The 14,996-nt window shown below is 60.4% G+C and carries 18 protein-coding genes; 12 read left to right on the plus strand and 6 right to left on the minus strand.

Features of this window, described 5'->3' with window-relative positions; genetic code table 11:
- Nucleotides 1-10 precede the first annotated feature (10 nt).
- The 4 genes from cheT (at nucleotide 11) to visR (ending at nucleotide 4,002) form a co-directional block, all read left to right on the plus strand.
- Entirely contained in the window at nucleotides 11-400 is a 390-nt protein-coding gene (gene cheT / locus M1E10_RS10980; protein WP_499176376.1) for a chemotaxis protein CheT, read from the plus strand.
- A gap of 145 nt (nucleotides 401-545) precedes the next feature.
- Nucleotides 546-2,225 (plus strand): flagellar M-ring protein FliF, encoded by a 1,680-nt coding sequence (fliF, locus tag M1E10_RS10985; protein WP_499176377.1) that lies wholly within the window; start codon nucleotides 546-548, stop codon nucleotides 2,223-2,225.
- A gap of 279 nt (nucleotides 2,226-2,504) precedes the next feature.
- Nucleotides 2,505-3,242: a helix-turn-helix transcriptional regulator gene (gene visN, locus M1E10_RS10990; RefSeq protein WP_499176378.1), complete on the plus strand. Its 738-nt coding sequence runs from the start codon at nucleotides 2,505-2,507 to the stop codon at nucleotides 3,240-3,242.
- A gap of 16 nt (nucleotides 3,243-3,258) precedes the next feature.
- Nucleotides 3,259-4,002, plus strand: coding sequence for a helix-turn-helix transcriptional regulator (gene visR, locus M1E10_RS10995; RefSeq protein WP_499176379.1), 744 nt, complete (start codon nucleotides 3,259-3,261; stop codon nucleotides 4,000-4,002).
- A gap of 19 nt (nucleotides 4,003-4,021) precedes the next feature.
- Here the strand turns inward: visR and M1E10_RS11000 are convergent, their stop codons facing one another.
- The 6 genes from M1E10_RS11000 to motA form a co-directional block, all read right to left on the minus strand.
- Nucleotides 4,022-4,465, minus strand: coding sequence for a BspJ family T4SS effector nucleomodulin (locus tag M1E10_RS11000; protein WP_499176380.1), 444 nt, complete (start codon nucleotides 4,463-4,465; stop codon nucleotides 4,022-4,024).
- Between the two features lie 5 nt (nucleotides 4,466-4,470).
- On the minus strand, nucleotides 4,471-5,589 hold the full coding sequence (flhB, locus tag M1E10_RS11005) for a flagellar type III secretion system protein FlhB (RefSeq protein WP_499176381.1): 1,119 nt from the start codon (nucleotides 5,587-5,589) through the stop codon (nucleotides 4,471-4,473).
- Nucleotides 5,590-5,718: 129 nt separating this feature from the next.
- Nucleotides 5,719-6,765 carry a flagellar motor switch protein FliG gene (fliG, locus tag M1E10_RS11010; RefSeq protein WP_499176382.1) on the minus strand — a complete coding sequence of 349 codons (1,047 nt, stop codon included), beginning with the start codon at nucleotides 6,763-6,765 and terminating at the stop codon, nucleotides 5,719-5,721.
- Nucleotides 6,766-6,793: 28 nt separating this feature from the next.
- A complete protein-coding gene (gene fliN / locus M1E10_RS11015) occupies nucleotides 6,794-7,384 on the minus strand; it encodes a flagellar motor switch protein FliN (RefSeq protein ID WP_499176383.1) in 591 nt (196 codons plus the stop codon).
- Between the two features lie 81 nt (nucleotides 7,385-7,465).
- Nucleotides 7,466-8,416, minus strand: coding sequence for a flagellar motor switch protein FliM (locus M1E10_RS11020; protein WP_499176385.1), 951 nt, complete (start codon nucleotides 8,414-8,416; stop codon nucleotides 7,466-7,468).
- Nucleotides 8,413-9,285 carry a flagellar motor stator protein MotA gene (motA, locus tag M1E10_RS11025; RefSeq protein ID WP_499176387.1) on the minus strand — a complete coding sequence of 291 codons (873 nt, stop codon included), beginning with the start codon at nucleotides 9,283-9,285 and terminating at the stop codon, nucleotides 8,413-8,415. The genes M1E10_RS11020 and motA overlap by 4 nt, the downstream gene beginning before the upstream one ends.
- 203 nt (nucleotides 9,286-9,488) lie before the next feature.
- Between motA and M1E10_RS11030 the strand changes: the two genes are divergently transcribed.
- Genes M1E10_RS11030 through flgG form a run of 8 tightly spaced genes read left to right on the plus strand, consistent with a single transcriptional unit; the run spans nucleotide 9,489 to nucleotide 14,987 of the window.
- Complete coding sequence (locus M1E10_RS11030) at nucleotides 9,489-10,265, plus strand: DUF1217 domain-containing protein (RefSeq protein ID WP_499176389.1); 777 nt, start codon at nucleotides 9,489-9,491, stop codon at nucleotides 10,263-10,265.
- A gap of 1 nt (nucleotide 10,266) precedes the next feature.
- A complete protein-coding gene (gene flgF, locus M1E10_RS11035; RefSeq protein ID WP_499176391.1) occupies nucleotides 10,267-11,001 on the plus strand; it encodes a flagellar basal body rod protein FlgF in 735 nt (244 codons plus the stop codon).
- Between the two features lie 12 nt (nucleotides 11,002-11,013).
- A complete protein-coding gene (gene fliI, locus M1E10_RS11040; protein WP_499176392.1) occupies nucleotides 11,014-12,417 on the plus strand; it encodes a flagellar protein export ATPase FliI in 1,404 nt (467 codons plus the stop codon).
- A gap of 2 nt (nucleotides 12,418-12,419) precedes the next feature.
- Nucleotides 12,420-12,989, plus strand: coding sequence for a flagellar protein (locus M1E10_RS11045; RefSeq protein ID WP_499176393.1), 570 nt, complete (start codon nucleotides 12,420-12,422; stop codon nucleotides 12,987-12,989).
- A gap of 52 nt (nucleotides 12,990-13,041) precedes the next feature.
- Complete coding sequence (flgB, locus tag M1E10_RS11050) at nucleotides 13,042-13,428, plus strand: flagellar basal body rod protein FlgB (RefSeq protein ID WP_499176394.1); 387 nt, start codon at nucleotides 13,042-13,044, stop codon at nucleotides 13,426-13,428.
- 5 nt (nucleotides 13,429-13,433) lie between these two features.
- Nucleotides 13,434-13,853: a flagellar basal body rod protein FlgC gene (gene flgC, locus M1E10_RS11055; protein ID WP_499176395.1), complete on the plus strand. Its 420-nt coding sequence runs from the start codon at nucleotides 13,434-13,436 to the stop codon at nucleotides 13,851-13,853.
- Nucleotides 13,850-14,179, plus strand: a complete 330-nt coding sequence (gene fliE / locus M1E10_RS11060; protein ID WP_499176396.1) for a flagellar hook-basal body complex protein FliE — start codon at nucleotides 13,850-13,852, stop codon at nucleotides 14,177-14,179. The genes flgC and fliE overlap by 4 nt, the downstream gene beginning before the upstream one ends.
- Before the next feature lie 19 nt (nucleotides 14,180-14,198).
- Nucleotides 14,199-14,987, plus strand: a complete 789-nt coding sequence (gene flgG / locus M1E10_RS11065; RefSeq protein ID WP_499176397.1) for a flagellar basal-body rod protein FlgG — start codon at nucleotides 14,199-14,201, stop codon at nucleotides 14,985-14,987.
- Nucleotides 14,988-14,996 lie beyond the last annotated feature (9 nt).

Consider the following 14,996-nt stretch of genomic DNA (forward strand, 5'->3'; position numbering starts at 1 on the left):
GAGGAAAGCCATGACCGACACCGCCAAGCAGACCGACGCTTTCCCCGAGCAGCCCTTGCCGGAAATTCTTATGCGGCTCGTCTCCGAGTTGCATGACGTGGCATACCTCATCGAACGGGTTGAGCCGCAGCTTCTGGAGCTCGGTGGTCCCCAGGTCATGGAGCAGCCCGACAGCATCAAGATCCTGCAAGGAATCGACCTCGCGGTACAGAAGACCCGCGGCCTCGCAGAGTTCATCGATACGATTACCGGCAGCATTCCCGAGAACTGGACGGTCGACATGTCGACGGCCCTCAGCCTCGTCAAGCTTGCCGATATGCACAGAGCCCTTTCCACCGGCGTCCGCCACGGGCATTCGCAGCCTCTGAACAAGGCCGCGGGAGACTTCGACTTCTTCTGAAAGGCGGCGAAACCCGTTTCTCCACCACATCTGCGGCCCGGATTTCCCTCAGGCTGCAACGGATATCCGAAACGCTCGCACAAGCTTCGTTGGCTAGTGTGGGCTCGGGCTAAGGCCTGATCTCGGTTTGCGATGTGGAAACAGAATGAATCTGTTGGCTCAACTTTCTCAAGTGTATAACAATCTGGCCGGTTTGGGTCAGACGAGGCTTATTGCGCTTGCCGGCGCCGGGCTTGTGTCCATGGCGATCGTTCTCGCCGCAGCACTCTACGTCAACAAACCCGCCTACGAGACCCTCTACGTAGGGCTGGAAACCACGGACCTCAATCAGGTCAGCATTGCCCTTGCCGAAGCCGGGATAGACTTTGCCGTCGGACCCGAAGGCAACAGCATTGAGGTGCCGGTCGGCAGTTCCGGCAAGGCCCGTCTCCTGCTCGCCGAGCGTGGCCTCCCCAACAGCACCAATGCCGGGTATGAGCTCTTTGACAACGTCGGCTCCCTTGGCCTTACCTCCTTCATGCAGGAAGTAACCCGGGTGCGGGCACTGGAAGGCGAAATCGGACGCTCCATCCAGCAGATCAGCGGGGTCGCCGCAGCCAGGGTGCACATCGTGATGCCGGACGTCGGAAATTTCCGCCGCGGTGACCAGAAGCCGACGGCTTCGGTGATGATCCGCGCCAGCACCACCACCGGCCGCAAGGCCGCCTCATCCATTCGCCATCTCGTCGCCGCGGCCGTTCCAGGTCTTGAGGTGGACGATGTGACCATTCTTGATTCCACCGGCCAGCTGCTGGCCTCCGGCGACGAGGGCGGCAACAGCGAGATGAACCGCTCGATGAGCATCGTCCAGTCCGTCCAGCAGGAGCTGGAAACCAACATCGACAAGGCCTTGGCCCCTTTCCTCGGAATGGACAATTTCCGCTCGACGGTAACGGCCGATCTCAATACCGACAGCCAGCAGATCCAGGAAACGATCTATGATCCGGAATCACGGGTAGAGCGGTCGGTCCGCATCACCAAGGAAGAGCAGCGTTCGCAGGAGACGCAGGACGACAGTGCCGCAACTGTAGAGCAGAACGTTCCTCAGGCAGCACCTGAAGCCGGTGCGGCGGGCGGCCCCAAGTCCTCCGACGAATCGGACAAGAAGGAAGAGCAGACCAACTACGAGATCAACAGCAAGACGGTCGCCACCACGCGCAACAGCTATGCCATCGAAAAGCTTTCCATTGCCGTTGTCGTCAACAAGGGGCGCATCGCGCAGATGGTCGGCGAGCCGGCAGACCAGGCCAAAATCGACGCTTACCTCGCCGAGATGCAGACGATCGTTACCTCGGCGGCCGGCCTCAATGCCGAGCGGGGCGACGTCGTCACACTGACGGCAATGGACTTCCTCGAGGCGCAGCTGCTTGAAGAGGCTGCGACGGGTCCGGGTGTCACGGAAGTGCTGAGCTGCAATCTTGGTGGCATCATCAACTCGCTCGCCTTCGTCGTAGTGGCCTTCCTGGTGATCTGGCTGGGCATCCGTCCGCTGGTCCGGACAGTCGGCGGCGCAACGGCGCCTCAGGAAATCGCTACCGACAGCGCCGGCCTGGAGCTGCCCGACTTCTCTCCGGGCATCGGCGGCGGCAGTGGCTCGCTCATGGAAGGCTTTGGCTCGGACTTCGGATTCGACGCCACCGACGACATGCTCGGCATGGGTGACGAGGGCGGCTTCAACCGCCGGGTCAAGGAAGGGCCTGAGAAGCGGCTGGCGCGCATGGTCGAAATCAGCGAGGAGCGAGCAGCCAAAATCCTACGCAAATGGGCTATTGACCAGGCAGCCTGATCATCACGAAAATGTTACACCAAGAGGTCGGCAGAAGTGCCGGCTTCTTTGTGTTGAGGGAACGGCAGCTTACGCCGTAATTGCGCCACAGCTTTGGCGAGATTTTGTCCGTTTCCATCAGCAAGTGCTCATAGCAGATAGCATTTCACCGCCGGTCTCCTAGAATGGCTGTGATTCGTAGCTACACACATGCGGAGGAGCGGGCGATGAGCGACCGGACGTCCGAAACACTGCCACTACCAGGGCTCTTGCTCGTCATGAGCAAAGGGTAGGAGCCATATGGAATTGACAGGCGTGGAAGTGGCATCGGAGACATTCCATCCAAACGCAGATATTGCGCCGGCAGCAATCACTCGCGAACAAGTAGTTCGCCGGCTTGGCGTATCGGCCTCAGCCGACAACACGCCTGGCGCCTTGCGGCTGCTCGCAGAATATGTCGGCGCCTCTCACTTCCTTTTCGCGCGATGCGATCTGATCCAGGAGCAGGGGCTGGACTTCATCGTCTCCTCTGACTTCCCCTTCGATGTCGTCAGGCGCATCGGTGTCGAGCTCGCGAGCAGCTATGCCAAGTCGACCGAGCTCGAGAAGTGCCTGTCGCTGCTGACGCCGATCTTCGCTGTACTTCCCGACGACGTCCTTCTCCCGGATGATGTCAGCCGGCAATATTGTTCTCTTGCTGTCTGCATCGGTCGTATCCGGTATTCTCTGTTGCTGTTGTTCCGTGAAGGGATCATTCTCTCGCAGGACCGGTTGCGTGAGGTCGCACTTCTGGCGACCTACGCAGTCGGTTCCACGGCCCCACCCGAAGGAAGGGCCGAGCGCGATTTCGAACTCACCGAGCGGGAGCTGGAATGTCTCTTCTGGATTGCCGAAGGCAAGACGAGCGATGAGATCGCGATGATCCTCGGCATTTCGCGAAACACGATCAACAACTACATCACCAGCGTCATGCGCAAGACCGGGACCAAGACCCGTTCTGAAGCGATCGCCTACGCTGTCCGGAATAATCTGGTCTAGGAGATCTGCAAGCAGCATGAGTTCCCCGCGTCGAAATTCCCCAGATAACTCAGCCAGTAGTCATGGCCGCCTGCAACGGGCAGCAAGCCGAGCGGATGTCTTCCCCAAGCTCATCGCCATGCAAAAGCAACTGCGTGCACGCAATTTTGCGGTCTTCCGGATTTTGGGCGCAGGCCTCCCGGGCAAGCGAAAGCTTTCCTGCGAGATGGAGAATTGGGGGGAAGACAGCGAACGCTACAGCGATCTGATTGTCGCGGGCTATGCCGACGCGTTGCTCGACCACATCGATATTTCCACGCTTCCTGTCATCTGGAGCGGTACGGAGCACATGAGCTTTGTCGAGGCATTCGACTTCACGCCTCTGACCCGGCGGTTGCCTTCCGACGTCACGCCTTTCTCCGGTCTTGCATTTCCTGTCCGCATGGGGGCGATGGGAAATGGCTACGTTATCTTCACCGCTGCATCTCTGAGCTTGTCGAGCGATCTGATGATCGAGCAGCATGTGCGCAGCTGTCACGTCATGATCGACCTGCTGGCCCTCGACGAGCGCCGGACTGTCCCTGCGGAGACGTTAAGCGAGAGGGAGGTGGCCTGCCTTCAGCTAGCCGGAGACGGGCGGATCAGCGAGGAAATCGCCGATAACCTTGGCCTGTCGGTCCATACGGTCAACGCCTACCTGGGATCGGCGACGATGAAACTGGATGCGGTGAACCGCATCCAGGCCATCGCCAAGGCGATCCGCCTCGGCTACATCCACTGACGCAGGTTCAGGTGAGCGCCTAGTTCGCCATGGCCATGGGTGGCCCGCAGGTAACAAACCGGGCTTCCTGCAGGCTGCGCTGCAGGAAGGCGGTGTTCTCGTCGGGATCGTCGCAGGGCTCCTGGAACGCAATGTGATCGATCTCGATGCCTGCCTGCTGGTCTGCGAGCATCAGCCGCGCATAGACCGAAACGCCTTTGGGCTTGATCTCCAGGTCAAGAACGACCTGTGGCTGGCCGCTCCACTCCAGGGTGTATTCGCCGCCAGAGCCGAAGTTGACTGTCCCGGGGTGGAAGTAAAGCTCGGCGGCGGACGACACAAGATCCGCAAGATTACCGTAACATTCCAGACGCACCAGCGAGATCAGATCGCCGGCGTCGAGTAACCGCAATTCCGTTGCCACCGGACTGATGGCTTCGGCCAGAATCTTCTCGCGTTCCGTAGAATGGCTGCATTTTTTCATGACGCTCAGTGTGTCCGTTTCTTGAGCGACCGAGTTGCGTAGACCCGGTGCACCAGTTCCGCCACTGCCTTGTAGAAGGCTGGCGGAATGATGCTATCAACCGAGACTTGCGCAAACATGGAGCGTGCGAGCGGCGGATCCTCGAAAACCGGAATCCCATGCGCCTCCGCGATTTCGCGAATCTTGAGCGCGATCAGGTCCTGACCCTTGGCGACGACGATGGGCGCCTCGTTTTCCTCACGGACATACCGAAGCGCCACCGCGTAGTGGGTGGGGTTTGCGATGACCAGCGTCGCCCGCGGAACACTGTCGATCATCCGGCGGCGAGCACGATCACGCGCAAGCGACCTCTGCCGGGCTTTAACGACCGGATCACCCTGCGATTGCTTGTACTCGTCCTTCACGTCCTGCTTGGTCATCATCAGCTGCGTGTACCAGTGGTGGCGCGACCAGGCCACGTCGACGGCTGCCAGCAGGGCTGTTGCGATGAGCAGCACCACCACCATCTTCCGGACGATGGTGTCTAGCTTGACCAGGACGACCTGCGGATCGGAAAACATCGCGTCGATGGCGGCGAAAAACTCACCACGCAAGGCAAAATACATGATCACGGACACGATCAGGATCTTGAAGAAGGATTTGCCGAATTCGACCATGCCCGGCATGCTGTAGATGCGCTCGATCCCCTTCATCGGCGAGATCCGTGACACCTGTGGACGGATACGCTCCAGCACCATCGACGGCATGTTCTGCGCAAACGAAGAGCCAAGCCCGAAGACGATGAAGAGCAGCATGATCGGTGCGAGAAACGCGGCGATCGACCAGCCCAGGTGCACCGAAAGGGACACGACGTCCGGAGTGTTCTCCAGGTCCCACTGATCAGGCTTGGAAAACAGGTCCTTCAGAGTTTCCGCAAGATCCCCGGCTCCGGAAGGAAGAAAGAAGACGATAAAGATGTAGAAGGCGAGCGTCGACGCAAAGATCGGCACTTCGCGGGAAACGGGAACATTGCCCTTCTCGGCCGCGTCGCTCAGTTTCTTGGCGGTTGGGTTTTCTGTTTTGCTGTCTTTGTCGTCGCTCGACAAGGTTTCTTCCCCCGCGCGAATCAGCCGCGACCGCAGCATGACGCTATAGCAGTGCGCCCTTAGGCAGGGATCGAGTCAACAAAAAGACTGTGGGTAGTGCACAGGACGCCGGATTAAAGCAAAAAAGGCAGGGCCGAAGCCCCACCTTTTTTCTCTGTCGCTGGACTGCTAGGCCGCTGCCTGTTCGTCTTTGGCTTCTTCGGGTTCCTTGAGAAGGATCTGACCGGCACCGGCGAGACGGATGGCTTCCTGGGCAACGGCGCGGCGGGCGATGGCGACCTCGCGCGGGTTGAGGGAGGCGGTCGGCACCGACAGATCGGACTCGATCATCCGGCGCTGGCGCGGACTGATGGCGGACAGGACGCCTTCCTTGATCTCGGCGCTGGCGCCACGCAGAGCCATGGTCAGAATGTCTGCTGCAATGTCGTTGAGCAGCAGCACGCGGCTGCGTTGCGGCATGACCAGAAGGTCTTCGAAGAGGAAGATCTTCGGGCGTACCTTGTTGACGGATTCCTTGCTGATCGTCTCCAGCGAGGTGAGCAGCGTGTCGACCTGAGGCTTGTCGAGTTCGTTCATCAGATCGGCGACCTTTGCCGAGCCTGCCGAATTCCGTTCCGCTTCGATCGCTGTAATCAACTCGAGCACACGGTTCTCGATGATCTGGGCAGCCTTCGGGCTGACTTCCTTCATGTTGACCGTACGGTTCATGATGTCGGCGCGGCGGCTGTCGGGAAGCTGCAGCAGCACCTTTGCGCCGAAGGCCGAGGGCAGCATGGACAGGATGTAGGCGACGGTCTGAGGGTGCTCGCGGGCAAGGAACTTGCCGACGAAAGCCGGATCCGCATCCTGCAGTCGGTCCCAGATGGAAGACTCATAGGCCTGGAACGCTGTTCGCCGGCCGAGCAGGCCATCCACCTCTTCGGGAGTAAGGCCTTCCTCGAGGATCGCCTCGATGGCGGCGGCATTGTCCATGAGACCTGTTCCTTCGGTGAACAGGTCCTCGAATTCATTGACGAGAACAAGCAGTTCGTCCGGCGGGATCGTCCGCAGCCGCTGGGCCGACGCGATGATCATCTGCAGTTCGCTCTGCGTGAAGTACTTCAGAAGCTTGCCGGCAACGCCCTTGCCCATGGCCAGGAGAACGGCAGCCGCCTTCTCAGCCTGGGACAACGGGCTTTCAGCAAGAGCGCTCCCGAAGTCGTCAAAGTCCATCATGGTCTTCCCTCTCTGTCCCGAACAGGGATCAGGTTCGTCTTGTACTCAGTACTTCCGTCACTTTCACACCGAATCGCGTGTCGTCGTTTTCCAGAACCGTGATCTCGCCTTTGCCGATCCGGCGTCCGTTCACCATGATTTCGACCGGCTCACCGATCTTCTTGTCCAGCGCAATAGTTGCGCCTTCCTCTAGGTTCATGAGGCCTGAGACCTGCATGCGGCTGGAGCCCAGGACGATCTCGACATCGATCGGGATGTCCATGATCAGATCCATGTTGGCAGTCAGCGCGCTCCCCGGCTCCTGGACGGAGCCGAAGGACATGTCGGACCCACCGAAACCCGACCCGCCCACGGTTTCGGAGCCGAAATCCGGCCCCCCGAAGTCGGAGGTGCCGAAGTCGCCGGCATCCGAGCCGAAGTCGCCGCCAAAACCGGAAGTCTCCGGCATGGCAAGGTCGTCTGCCGGTGCGCCGAAGTCGGCGTCGAAGCCAGGCACACCGCCGTCGGCATCTGCTTGCAGCACGCCGCGCAGATCATCGATGGCCTGATCCAGCTCGCCGTTGCCGACAGCAGGCATCAGGGCATCATCTTCCTTTAGAGGTGTCTTCTTCGTAGCCATGCTTCTATTATTCCCGTTGAAACTTGCGTCAGCCTGCCTTGGGGAAAGGCGCGTGAACGCTTCTTGTCTCGATGCGATAGATCAGCCCATGAGGTGGTTGAGGATTTCGTCTTCCGTGCTCATGTTGTTTTTGACGCGAACCGTGTAGCGCTCCCCGGAGCGCCCCAATTCGCAGGAGTACATGTCCTTGCCGTTTGCGCTGACCTGGACTGCGACATCCTTCCTGTCATGGAAGGCAATGACATCGCCGGCTGCAAGGCGCGAAATTGTCCCAAGCGTCAGGCTTTCAAGCCGAACCCGGGCTTCCAGCGTCACCTGCGAACGGCGGACCTGCTCGCTGATCCGCTCGTGCCACTCCTGCTTGTTCTTCGACAGCTGACCAGCCGCTTTCGGAACAATGACCTTGGTCTTGAGGAACGCCTTCTGCGGGAGAATGAGGGCGATTTCGGTGCTGACTTTGCCAAGTTCGACAGCCATCCGGATGGTGACCCCGAACTGAGGGACAGCAACATCGGGAGCCTGTCGGTCCTCGAAATTGTGGGCCGCTTCAAGGACCAACTCGTGGCTCCCTGGGGCGTTCACCCCGGATTGCAGAACCAGGCCCATCCGGCTCAGCACCATTTGTGCCAGGTCGAGTTCGATGGTCGACAGGGGACGGTCGAACGGCTGCTCGATGGTGTCAGGCAGGGCACCCAGCATCTGCTCCATCAGGGCGATAACCAGGCTGTTGCCGCAGGCGAGGACGAAGTTGGGGGACCAGTTCCGCAGCGAGCCGTCGGCCAGGGTGAAGGTCTCGCCGAGATCGCGGACCAGGTCCGCCATCAGGCCGGAGGTGCAGCCCGTGAAGCTGAGGCTGATCGGGATACCCGTTTCCCCATGGAATACGTCCGGCAGGAAGTCGGCATAGAGTTGGCCGAATTCGCCGCTGATCTTTTCGATGGTCTTCCGGTCACCCAGCCCGCCCGTCAGCTTTGCCAGAAGCGCATGGTCGATGGGAGTAGGAGAAGTCGGAACCGCAACTGTGGTCATCATGCCGCCTTGTTATCGCCGCCCGGGTTCATCATTTCCTGCTCGACCGCATCGATCGAGGGGCGTTCGTAGTTGGAGATCGTCTTGCGACCGTATTCCAGGGCAACCTGGGGGACCGAGCCGTTCATGTAGGCAAGCAGCGTCTGCTTCACGATGATGAAGAGGCGATGCTGCTTGCCGCGGACGATCTTGATCTGTGCCGCAAGTGGATTGCAGATCGAGTAGGACAGGATAATGCCGAGCATGGTGCCGACGAGCGCGGCGCCGATCAGGCCGCCGAGGACCTCGGGCGACTCGTTGATCTTGCCCATGGCCTTGATGACGCCGAGAACGGCGGCGACGATGCCGATGGCCGGGAAGCTGTCGCCCATGGCGGTAATGGCATGGTACGGCTTCATCCGGTCATGGGAAAGCGTCTCGAGCTCCTCGTCCATCAGCGCCTCGATCTCATGTGACCTGGCGTTGCCGATGATGATGAGCCGGACGTAGTCGCAGATGAAGGTCGTCAGTTCCTTGTTCTTCAGCAGATTGGGCGCCGTCTGGAAGATCGAGGACTCGTCGGGATTGTCGATGTGTGCTTCGATCTCATTGCGCGACTTGGTCCGCAGGTCGCGCATCAGAGCGTAAAGCACGCCGAGTACGTCGAGATAGTTGCGCTCCTTGGGGACGGACCCCTTGAAGGCCTCGCCGAGAGCCTTGCCGGAATCCTTCACGACCTTCATCGGATTGGCCATGATGAAGCCACCGATGCCGGCGCCGCCGATGATCACCAGCTCGAACGGCTGAAACAGCACGTCGAGGTGGCCACCCATGGCCATGTACCCGCCGATGATGCAGCCAAAGGTGATCACGAATCCGATAACAATGTTCATCTGGTACCTGCGTCGAGCTTGAACTTGAGACTTGGAAGTAGCCTGTCTGGCTTGCGTGAGGCTGGCTGGCCAGGCTTCTCTCCGGAGAGTGTCGAATGCGGCTGAGGGTACAGCTTCGCACAAGTCTTTACGCCTAGACCTCCTCCCATCGGGTAAATGCCCGCATTTCAATCCGAACTACTGGATCGATCGGGGTCTCCGCCGTGATTACGACTTACACCAGCTACGCGATCATCAGCAGGGATCTGCCGGCTTCCCTGGCACGCGTTGCCGAGCAGCCGGACGTTGCCCGTGAGAGCGCGTATTATCTGGAGAACATCGGCAACATCAAATCCGTCGACGACTTCATGGCCGACAGCCGCATCTACAACTATGCGCTCAAGGCGCATGGTCTGGAGGACATGGCCTATGCCAAGGCGTTCATGCGCAAGGTGTTGACAGAAGGCGTTGCGGACCCCGAGGCCTTCGCCAACAAGCTGTCCGACAGCCGTTATGCCCAACTCGCCGAGACGTTCAAGTTCGAAGCTTTCGGCGAGACCGCGACCAGCTTCGATAAAGCGCAAAAGGGCGTCGTCGAGAAATACCAGCGCCAGAAGCTGGAAGAAGAGGCAGGCGCAGACAATCCGGGTGTGCGCCTTGCCCTCTATTTCGATCGCATGGCGCCCTCCATCAAATCCGGCATGGAAATCCTGGCCGACGACGCGCTGTCGGAAGTGGTTCGTACGGTTCTCCAGCTGCCGGATGAGATCGCAGCACTCGACGTGGACCGGCAGGCAGCCTTCATCGAAGGGTCGATCGACATCACGGACTTTCAGGACAGAACCAAGCTGTCGAAATTCCTGGAGCGGTTCTCGGCCCTGTGGGAGTTGGAAAATGCGCCCGACATCGCGAATGTGGCGACACTTTTCACTCCCTCCACGAGCGGGATCTCCACGGATCTTCTCATCTCCATCAATGCACTGAAACTCGGGGGCACATGATATGCAATCCGGAATCTACGTCGGAATTTCCTCGCAGATTGCGCTCGAACGGCGCCTGAACACGATCGCCGACAATATGGCGAACATGAACACCTCAGGCTTCCGCGCCACCGAGGTCAAGTTCGACGAGGTGATGAGCAGCACCCGAAACGAGAACAATGCCAAGGTCGCCTTCGTCACCCAGGGCAACGACTATCTATCGACCCGCAACGGTCAGATGCAGAATACCGGCAGTGCCCTCGACTTCGCGATCAAGGGCGATGCCTGGTTTGCCATCGACACGCCCGCCGGTCAGGTGCTGACGCGCGACGGCCGCTTCACCATGCTGGAGACCGGCCAGCTGGTCTCGCTGATGGGCCACGCGGTGCTGGACGCCGGCGGTGCGCCGATCCAGTTGAACCGCGCCGGCGGTCCGCCGACGGTCGGCGCCGACGGCCAGATCGTCCAGGATGGCCAGCCAGTCGGCTCGATCGGCCTTTTCACGGCCGACATTTCCGAGGGCTTCATCCGTGCCGACAACAGCGGCGTGATTCCCGTCGACGATCCCCAGCCGATCGTCGACAACTTCAACGTCGCCGTCGTTCAGGGCTATGTCGAGGGTTCCAATGTCAACGGCATCAGCGAGATGACGCAGCTCATCCAGGTCAACCGTGCGTTCGAGGGCATCTCGTCGCTGATGCGCGACACCGAAAGTGCCTTTGGCGAGGCCATCAAGACTCTTGGCAGCGGCCGGTAAGGACTGAGCTCCATGTTCGAACAGGCGGCCATCTTACAGGCGGTGACGGGCGGCAAGCTGGCCCAGCTTGCCGATCTCACGGAACGCTATGCAGACCCGGCTTTTTCCGTGGCGCACGGTGGACGTGTCCGCACCATTGCAGCCGGTCACTATACCGTCGCAGGTCTTTCGAAGCATGTTCGCCTCGGCGAATTCGTGGCGCACCGCAGCCCGACGGGCATCCACCTCGGTGAGGTGGTCCGCGTCGAGCAGGACGTCGTCTATGTTTGCCCGATCGAACCCGGCGAACCCATCGGTATCGGCGATACCGTCATCCGCAAGGGCGCCTTCCGCGTCGCGCCGGACGATAGCTGGTGCGGCCGCACCATCAATTCGCTGGGCGATCCAATCGACGGTCGTGGCCCGCTTGCTACCGGCCGTGTCCGGCGATCGATAGCCAATACGGCACCGCCCTCGATGACCCGCAGTCGGGTGGAGACGGGATTTACCACCGGGGTGAGGGCCGTCGATATCTTTTCGCCGCTTTGCCTTGGCCAGCGTCTCGGTGTCTTCGCGGGCTCCGGCGTCGGTAAGTCGACACTTCTTTCCATGCTCGCGCGCGCTGATGCCTTCGACAAGGTAGTGATCGCTCTGGTCGGCGAACGTGGCCGCGAAGTCCGTGAATTCATCGAAGACACTCTCGGCGACAACATGTCGAAGTCGATCGCGGTGGTCGCCACCAGCGACGAAAGCCCGATGCTGCGCAAGATGGCGCCTCTGGTGGCCATTACAATTGCAGAGCACTTTCGCGATCAGGGCGAGAACGTTCTCTTCATCGCCGACAGCATCACGCGCTTTGCCCATGCCATCCGCGAAGTCGCTGTGGCATCCGGGGAGCCGCCGATCGCCCGCGGCTATCCGGCCTCGGTATTCACTGAGCTGCCGAGACTTCTGGAGCGCGCCGGTCCGGGTGCGGAAGGAGCGGGGACGATCACGGCGATCATCTCCATCCTCGTCGATGGTGACAATCATAACGACCCGATCGCCGACTCCACCCGCGGCATCCTGGACGGTCACCTCGTGCTGGAGCGCAGCCTGGCGGAGGAGGGACGTTACCCGCCCATCAACCCGCTGGCGTCCATTTCGCGTCTGGCACGCAAGGCCTGGTCGCCGGATCAGGAGAAGCTGGTGTCAAGGCTGAAGTCGCTCATCCATCGCTACGAGGAAACCCGGGACCTGCGACTGATCGGCGGCTATCGCGTCGGCACCGATCCCGAACTCGACATGGCCATCAAGCAGGTGCCGATAATCTATGAGGTTCTGAAGCAATCGCCGGGTGATCCGCCGTCGACGGATGCCTATGGCGATCTTGCCACGGCGCTTCGCAATGCGGTGGGCCAGGTCTCCGGCGCCCCGATGAACAAACAAAGAGGTTGAAGATGAGCCACGCGGACGCACCGCAGCCGGCCGAGCTGCTGAAGAGGAAGCGCAGTGTCTTGCGCCGGAGCGACCGCATGCTGACCGCCTCCGGCATTCTACTGGCCGCGGTCTCGGCGCTGTTTCCATGGTACGTCTTCCTGCATCAGGAAAAATTCGGCATACCCACCACGAGCTTCGACCATACGCGCGACCTGCCGCCGATCCCGCCGCGCAACGTCATGAGCGTTTCTCCGCTCGCAATGATCGATAATACCGAAGACGAGCGGGTCCTTCCGCCCGAGCCGACGGACGCCGTCACCACCGCCACAGTCTCTTCGCTCGGTCCTGAGGAGCAGAACGGACAGGCGCGGCCGGATCAGCCGTTCCCGGGAAAATCAGGTTTTCGACTGCTGCATGTGTCCAACGGGCGCGCATTGATCGAGGACAGGTCCGGCATGTACATGGTGCGCATCGGCTCCATCCTTCCCGACAACAGCAAGCTCGCCACGATCGAGCAGCGGGATGGGAGATGGGTGATCATCACCTCTTCGGGTGAGATCTACGAGGACGCGGCCGCGGCCCGTCCGTAAGTCCCACGCAAGATTACCGGCATAGTCTCCAGACAAACGATGGAGAAAGACTATGCAACCGATTCAACTGTTCTCGCTCGCATCTCGGCAGGCTGAATGGCTTTCGGTCCGCCAGGAGGTGGTGGCCACCAACATCGCGAACGCCAACACACCGAAGTTCCATGCCAAGGATGTCTCGCCATTCAGTGCCGTACTGGACGGGACGCAGGTGAGCATGGCCCGCACCCATCCCAGTCATCTGGCCGAGAGCCAGTACAGCCAGAACATCGGCGTCCACGAGAACGATCTGGAGAACCAGATCGGCGTTCAGGAGTCGGGCAACACGGTGGCGCTTGCGGAAGAACTCTCCAAGACCGGTGAGATCAAGCGCCAGTACGAGCTCAGCACGAGCCTCGTGAAGACCTTTCATAGCATGATGCTCATGACCGTAAGAAGGTAAAGCCAATGGATCCGCTTTCAGCCTCATTGAAGATCGCGGGGTCGGGCCTCGAAGCCCAGTCCACCCGACTTCGCATTGTCTCCGAAAACATTGCTAACGCCCGCTCGACCGGCGACACGGCCGGCGCCGACCCCTATCGCCGCAAGACCATCACCTTCGGCGCAGAGATGGACCGGGCCGCAGAAGTCGAGCTTGTCCGGGTGCAGAAACTCGGCACTGACGATTCCGACTTCGTCGAGGAATACGATCCGAACCATCCCGCTGCCGACGATCGCGGCATGGTCAAGCTGCCGAACGTCAACATGCTGATCGAAATGGCCGACATGCGCGAGGCCAATCGGACCTACGAAGCAAATCTGCAGACCATCAAACAGACTCGCGAGCTGATTGCCTCGACGATCGACCTTCTGAAGAGCGGACAATGATCGATAACATTACCAAAGTAAGCTCCCTGTCGTCCACGCGCGGTCTGGAATCGCTGGTTGAAAGCGGATCGTCCACGCAGGGTGGGGCCGCTTCGGTCGAAAACCCCGGCATGAACTTCGCGAGCGTCCTCGGCAGCATGGCGACCGATTCCGTCAACAGCCTGAAGCATGCGGAAGCCAAGTCCTTTGAAGGCATCCAGGGCAAGGCCGACACACGGGAAGTGGTGGATGCTGTGCTGCAGGCCCAGCAGTCCTTGAACACCGCCATCGCATTTCGCGACAAGATCGTGAACGCCTACCTCGAAATCACCAAGATGTCGATTTGATCGACCGGGAGACCAGGACATGAGAGCGCTTTCAGTTGCCGCGACGGGCATGGATGCCCAGCAGACCAATCTCGAGGTGATCGCCAACAACATCGCCAACATCAACACCACGGGCTACAAGCGCGCCCGTGCCGAATTCTCCGACTTGCTCTATCAGACGGAGCGGGCGCAGGGCGTGCCGAACCGCGCCAACCAGGCCATCGTGCCCGAAGGCGCCAATATCGGTCTCGGCGTTCAGACGGCTGCCGTGCGCAACATCCATACCCAGGGCGAGCTGACACATACGGAAAATGGTCTCGACCTTGCACTCGTCGGCCGCGGCTGGTTCCAGGTCGAGGCGCCGGATGGCACCACGATGTATTCCCGCGCCGGGGCGTTCAACACGAACGCAGAAGGCGAATTGGTCACGATCGACGGCTATGCAGTCGTTCCGAACATCGTCATTCCGCCGGACGTCAGCGAAACGATCATCAGCCGCACCGGCCAGGTGAACGTCCGTGTCGGCAACGCGGCCGAATTCCAGGAAGTCGGCCAGCTGACGATTGCGAACTTCGTCAACGAGGCGGGTCTGCAGCCGCTCGGCGACAACCTGTTTGCCCAGACGCCGGCATCCGGCGAGCCGATCGTCGCTGTCCCGGAGGATCCGGGCTTCGGATACATCAAGCAGGGCTACCTCGAGGCGTCGAACGTCGATGCCGTGAAGGAGATCACGGACCTCATCTCGGCGCAGCGCGCCTACGAGATGAACTCCAAGGTCATCACCACGGCAGACGAGATGGCGTCCATCGTCAGCAAGAACCTGAAGTAAACACGGGAG

The organism is Rhizobium sp. PK7-22 (assembly GCF_056530405.1).

What these genes read in the sequence shown, in the direction of transcription:
- visR (WP_499176379.1), top strand. Translation starts at nt 3,259, where the DNA reads ATGAGTTCCCCGCGTCGAAATTCCCCAGATAACTCAGCCAGTAGTCAT.
- flgB (WP_499176394.1), top strand. Translation starts at nt 13,042, where the DNA reads ATGCAACCGATTCAACTGTTCTCGCTCGCATCTCGGCAGGCTGAATGG.
- flgF (WP_499176391.1), top strand. Translation starts at nt 10,267, where the DNA reads ATGCAATCCGGAATCTACGTCGGAATTTCCTCGCAGATTGCGCTCGAA.
- visN (WP_499176378.1), top strand. Translation starts at nt 2,505, where the DNA reads ATGGAATTGACAGGCGTGGAAGTGGCATCGGAGACATTCCATCCAAAC.
- M1E10_RS11000 (WP_499176380.1), bottom strand. Translation starts at nt 4,465, where the DNA reads ATGAAAAAATGCAGCCATTCTACGGAACGCGAGAAGATTCTGGCCGAA.
- M1E10_RS11020 (WP_499176385.1), bottom strand. Translation starts at nt 8,416, where the DNA reads ATGATGACCACAGTTGCGGTTCCGACTTCTCCTACTCCCATCGACCAT.
- M1E10_RS11045 (WP_499176393.1), top strand. Translation starts at nt 12,420, where the DNA reads ATGAGCCACGCGGACGCACCGCAGCCGGCCGAGCTGCTGAAGAGGAAG.
- flgC (WP_499176395.1), top strand. Translation starts at nt 13,434, where the DNA reads ATGGATCCGCTTTCAGCCTCATTGAAGATCGCGGGGTCGGGCCTCGAA.
- fliF (WP_499176377.1), top strand. Translation starts at nt 546, where the DNA reads ATGAATCTGTTGGCTCAACTTTCTCAAGTGTATAACAATCTGGCCGGT.
- flhB (WP_499176381.1), bottom strand. Translation starts at nt 5,589, where the DNA reads ATGCTGCGGTCGCGGCTGATTCGCGCGGGGGAAGAAACCTTGTCGAGC.
- fliI (WP_499176392.1), top strand. Translation starts at nt 11,014, where the DNA reads ATGTTCGAACAGGCGGCCATCTTACAGGCGGTGACGGGCGGCAAGCTG.
- motA (WP_499176387.1), bottom strand. Translation starts at nt 9,285, where the DNA reads ATGAACATTGTTATCGGATTCGTGATCACCTTTGGCTGCATCATCGGC.
- fliG (WP_499176382.1), bottom strand. Translation starts at nt 6,765, where the DNA reads ATGATGGACTTTGACGACTTCGGGAGCGCTCTTGCTGAAAGCCCGTTG.
- cheT (WP_499176376.1), top strand. Translation starts at nt 11, where the DNA reads ATGACCGACACCGCCAAGCAGACCGACGCTTTCCCCGAGCAGCCCTTG.
- fliE (WP_499176396.1), top strand. Translation starts at nt 13,850, where the DNA reads ATGATCGATAACATTACCAAAGTAAGCTCCCTGTCGTCCACGCGCGGT.
- flgG (WP_499176397.1), top strand. Translation starts at nt 14,199, where the DNA reads ATGAGAGCGCTTTCAGTTGCCGCGACGGGCATGGATGCCCAGCAGACC.
- fliN (WP_499176383.1), bottom strand. Translation starts at nt 7,384, where the DNA reads ATGGCTACGAAGAAGACACCTCTAAAGGAAGATGATGCCCTGATGCCT.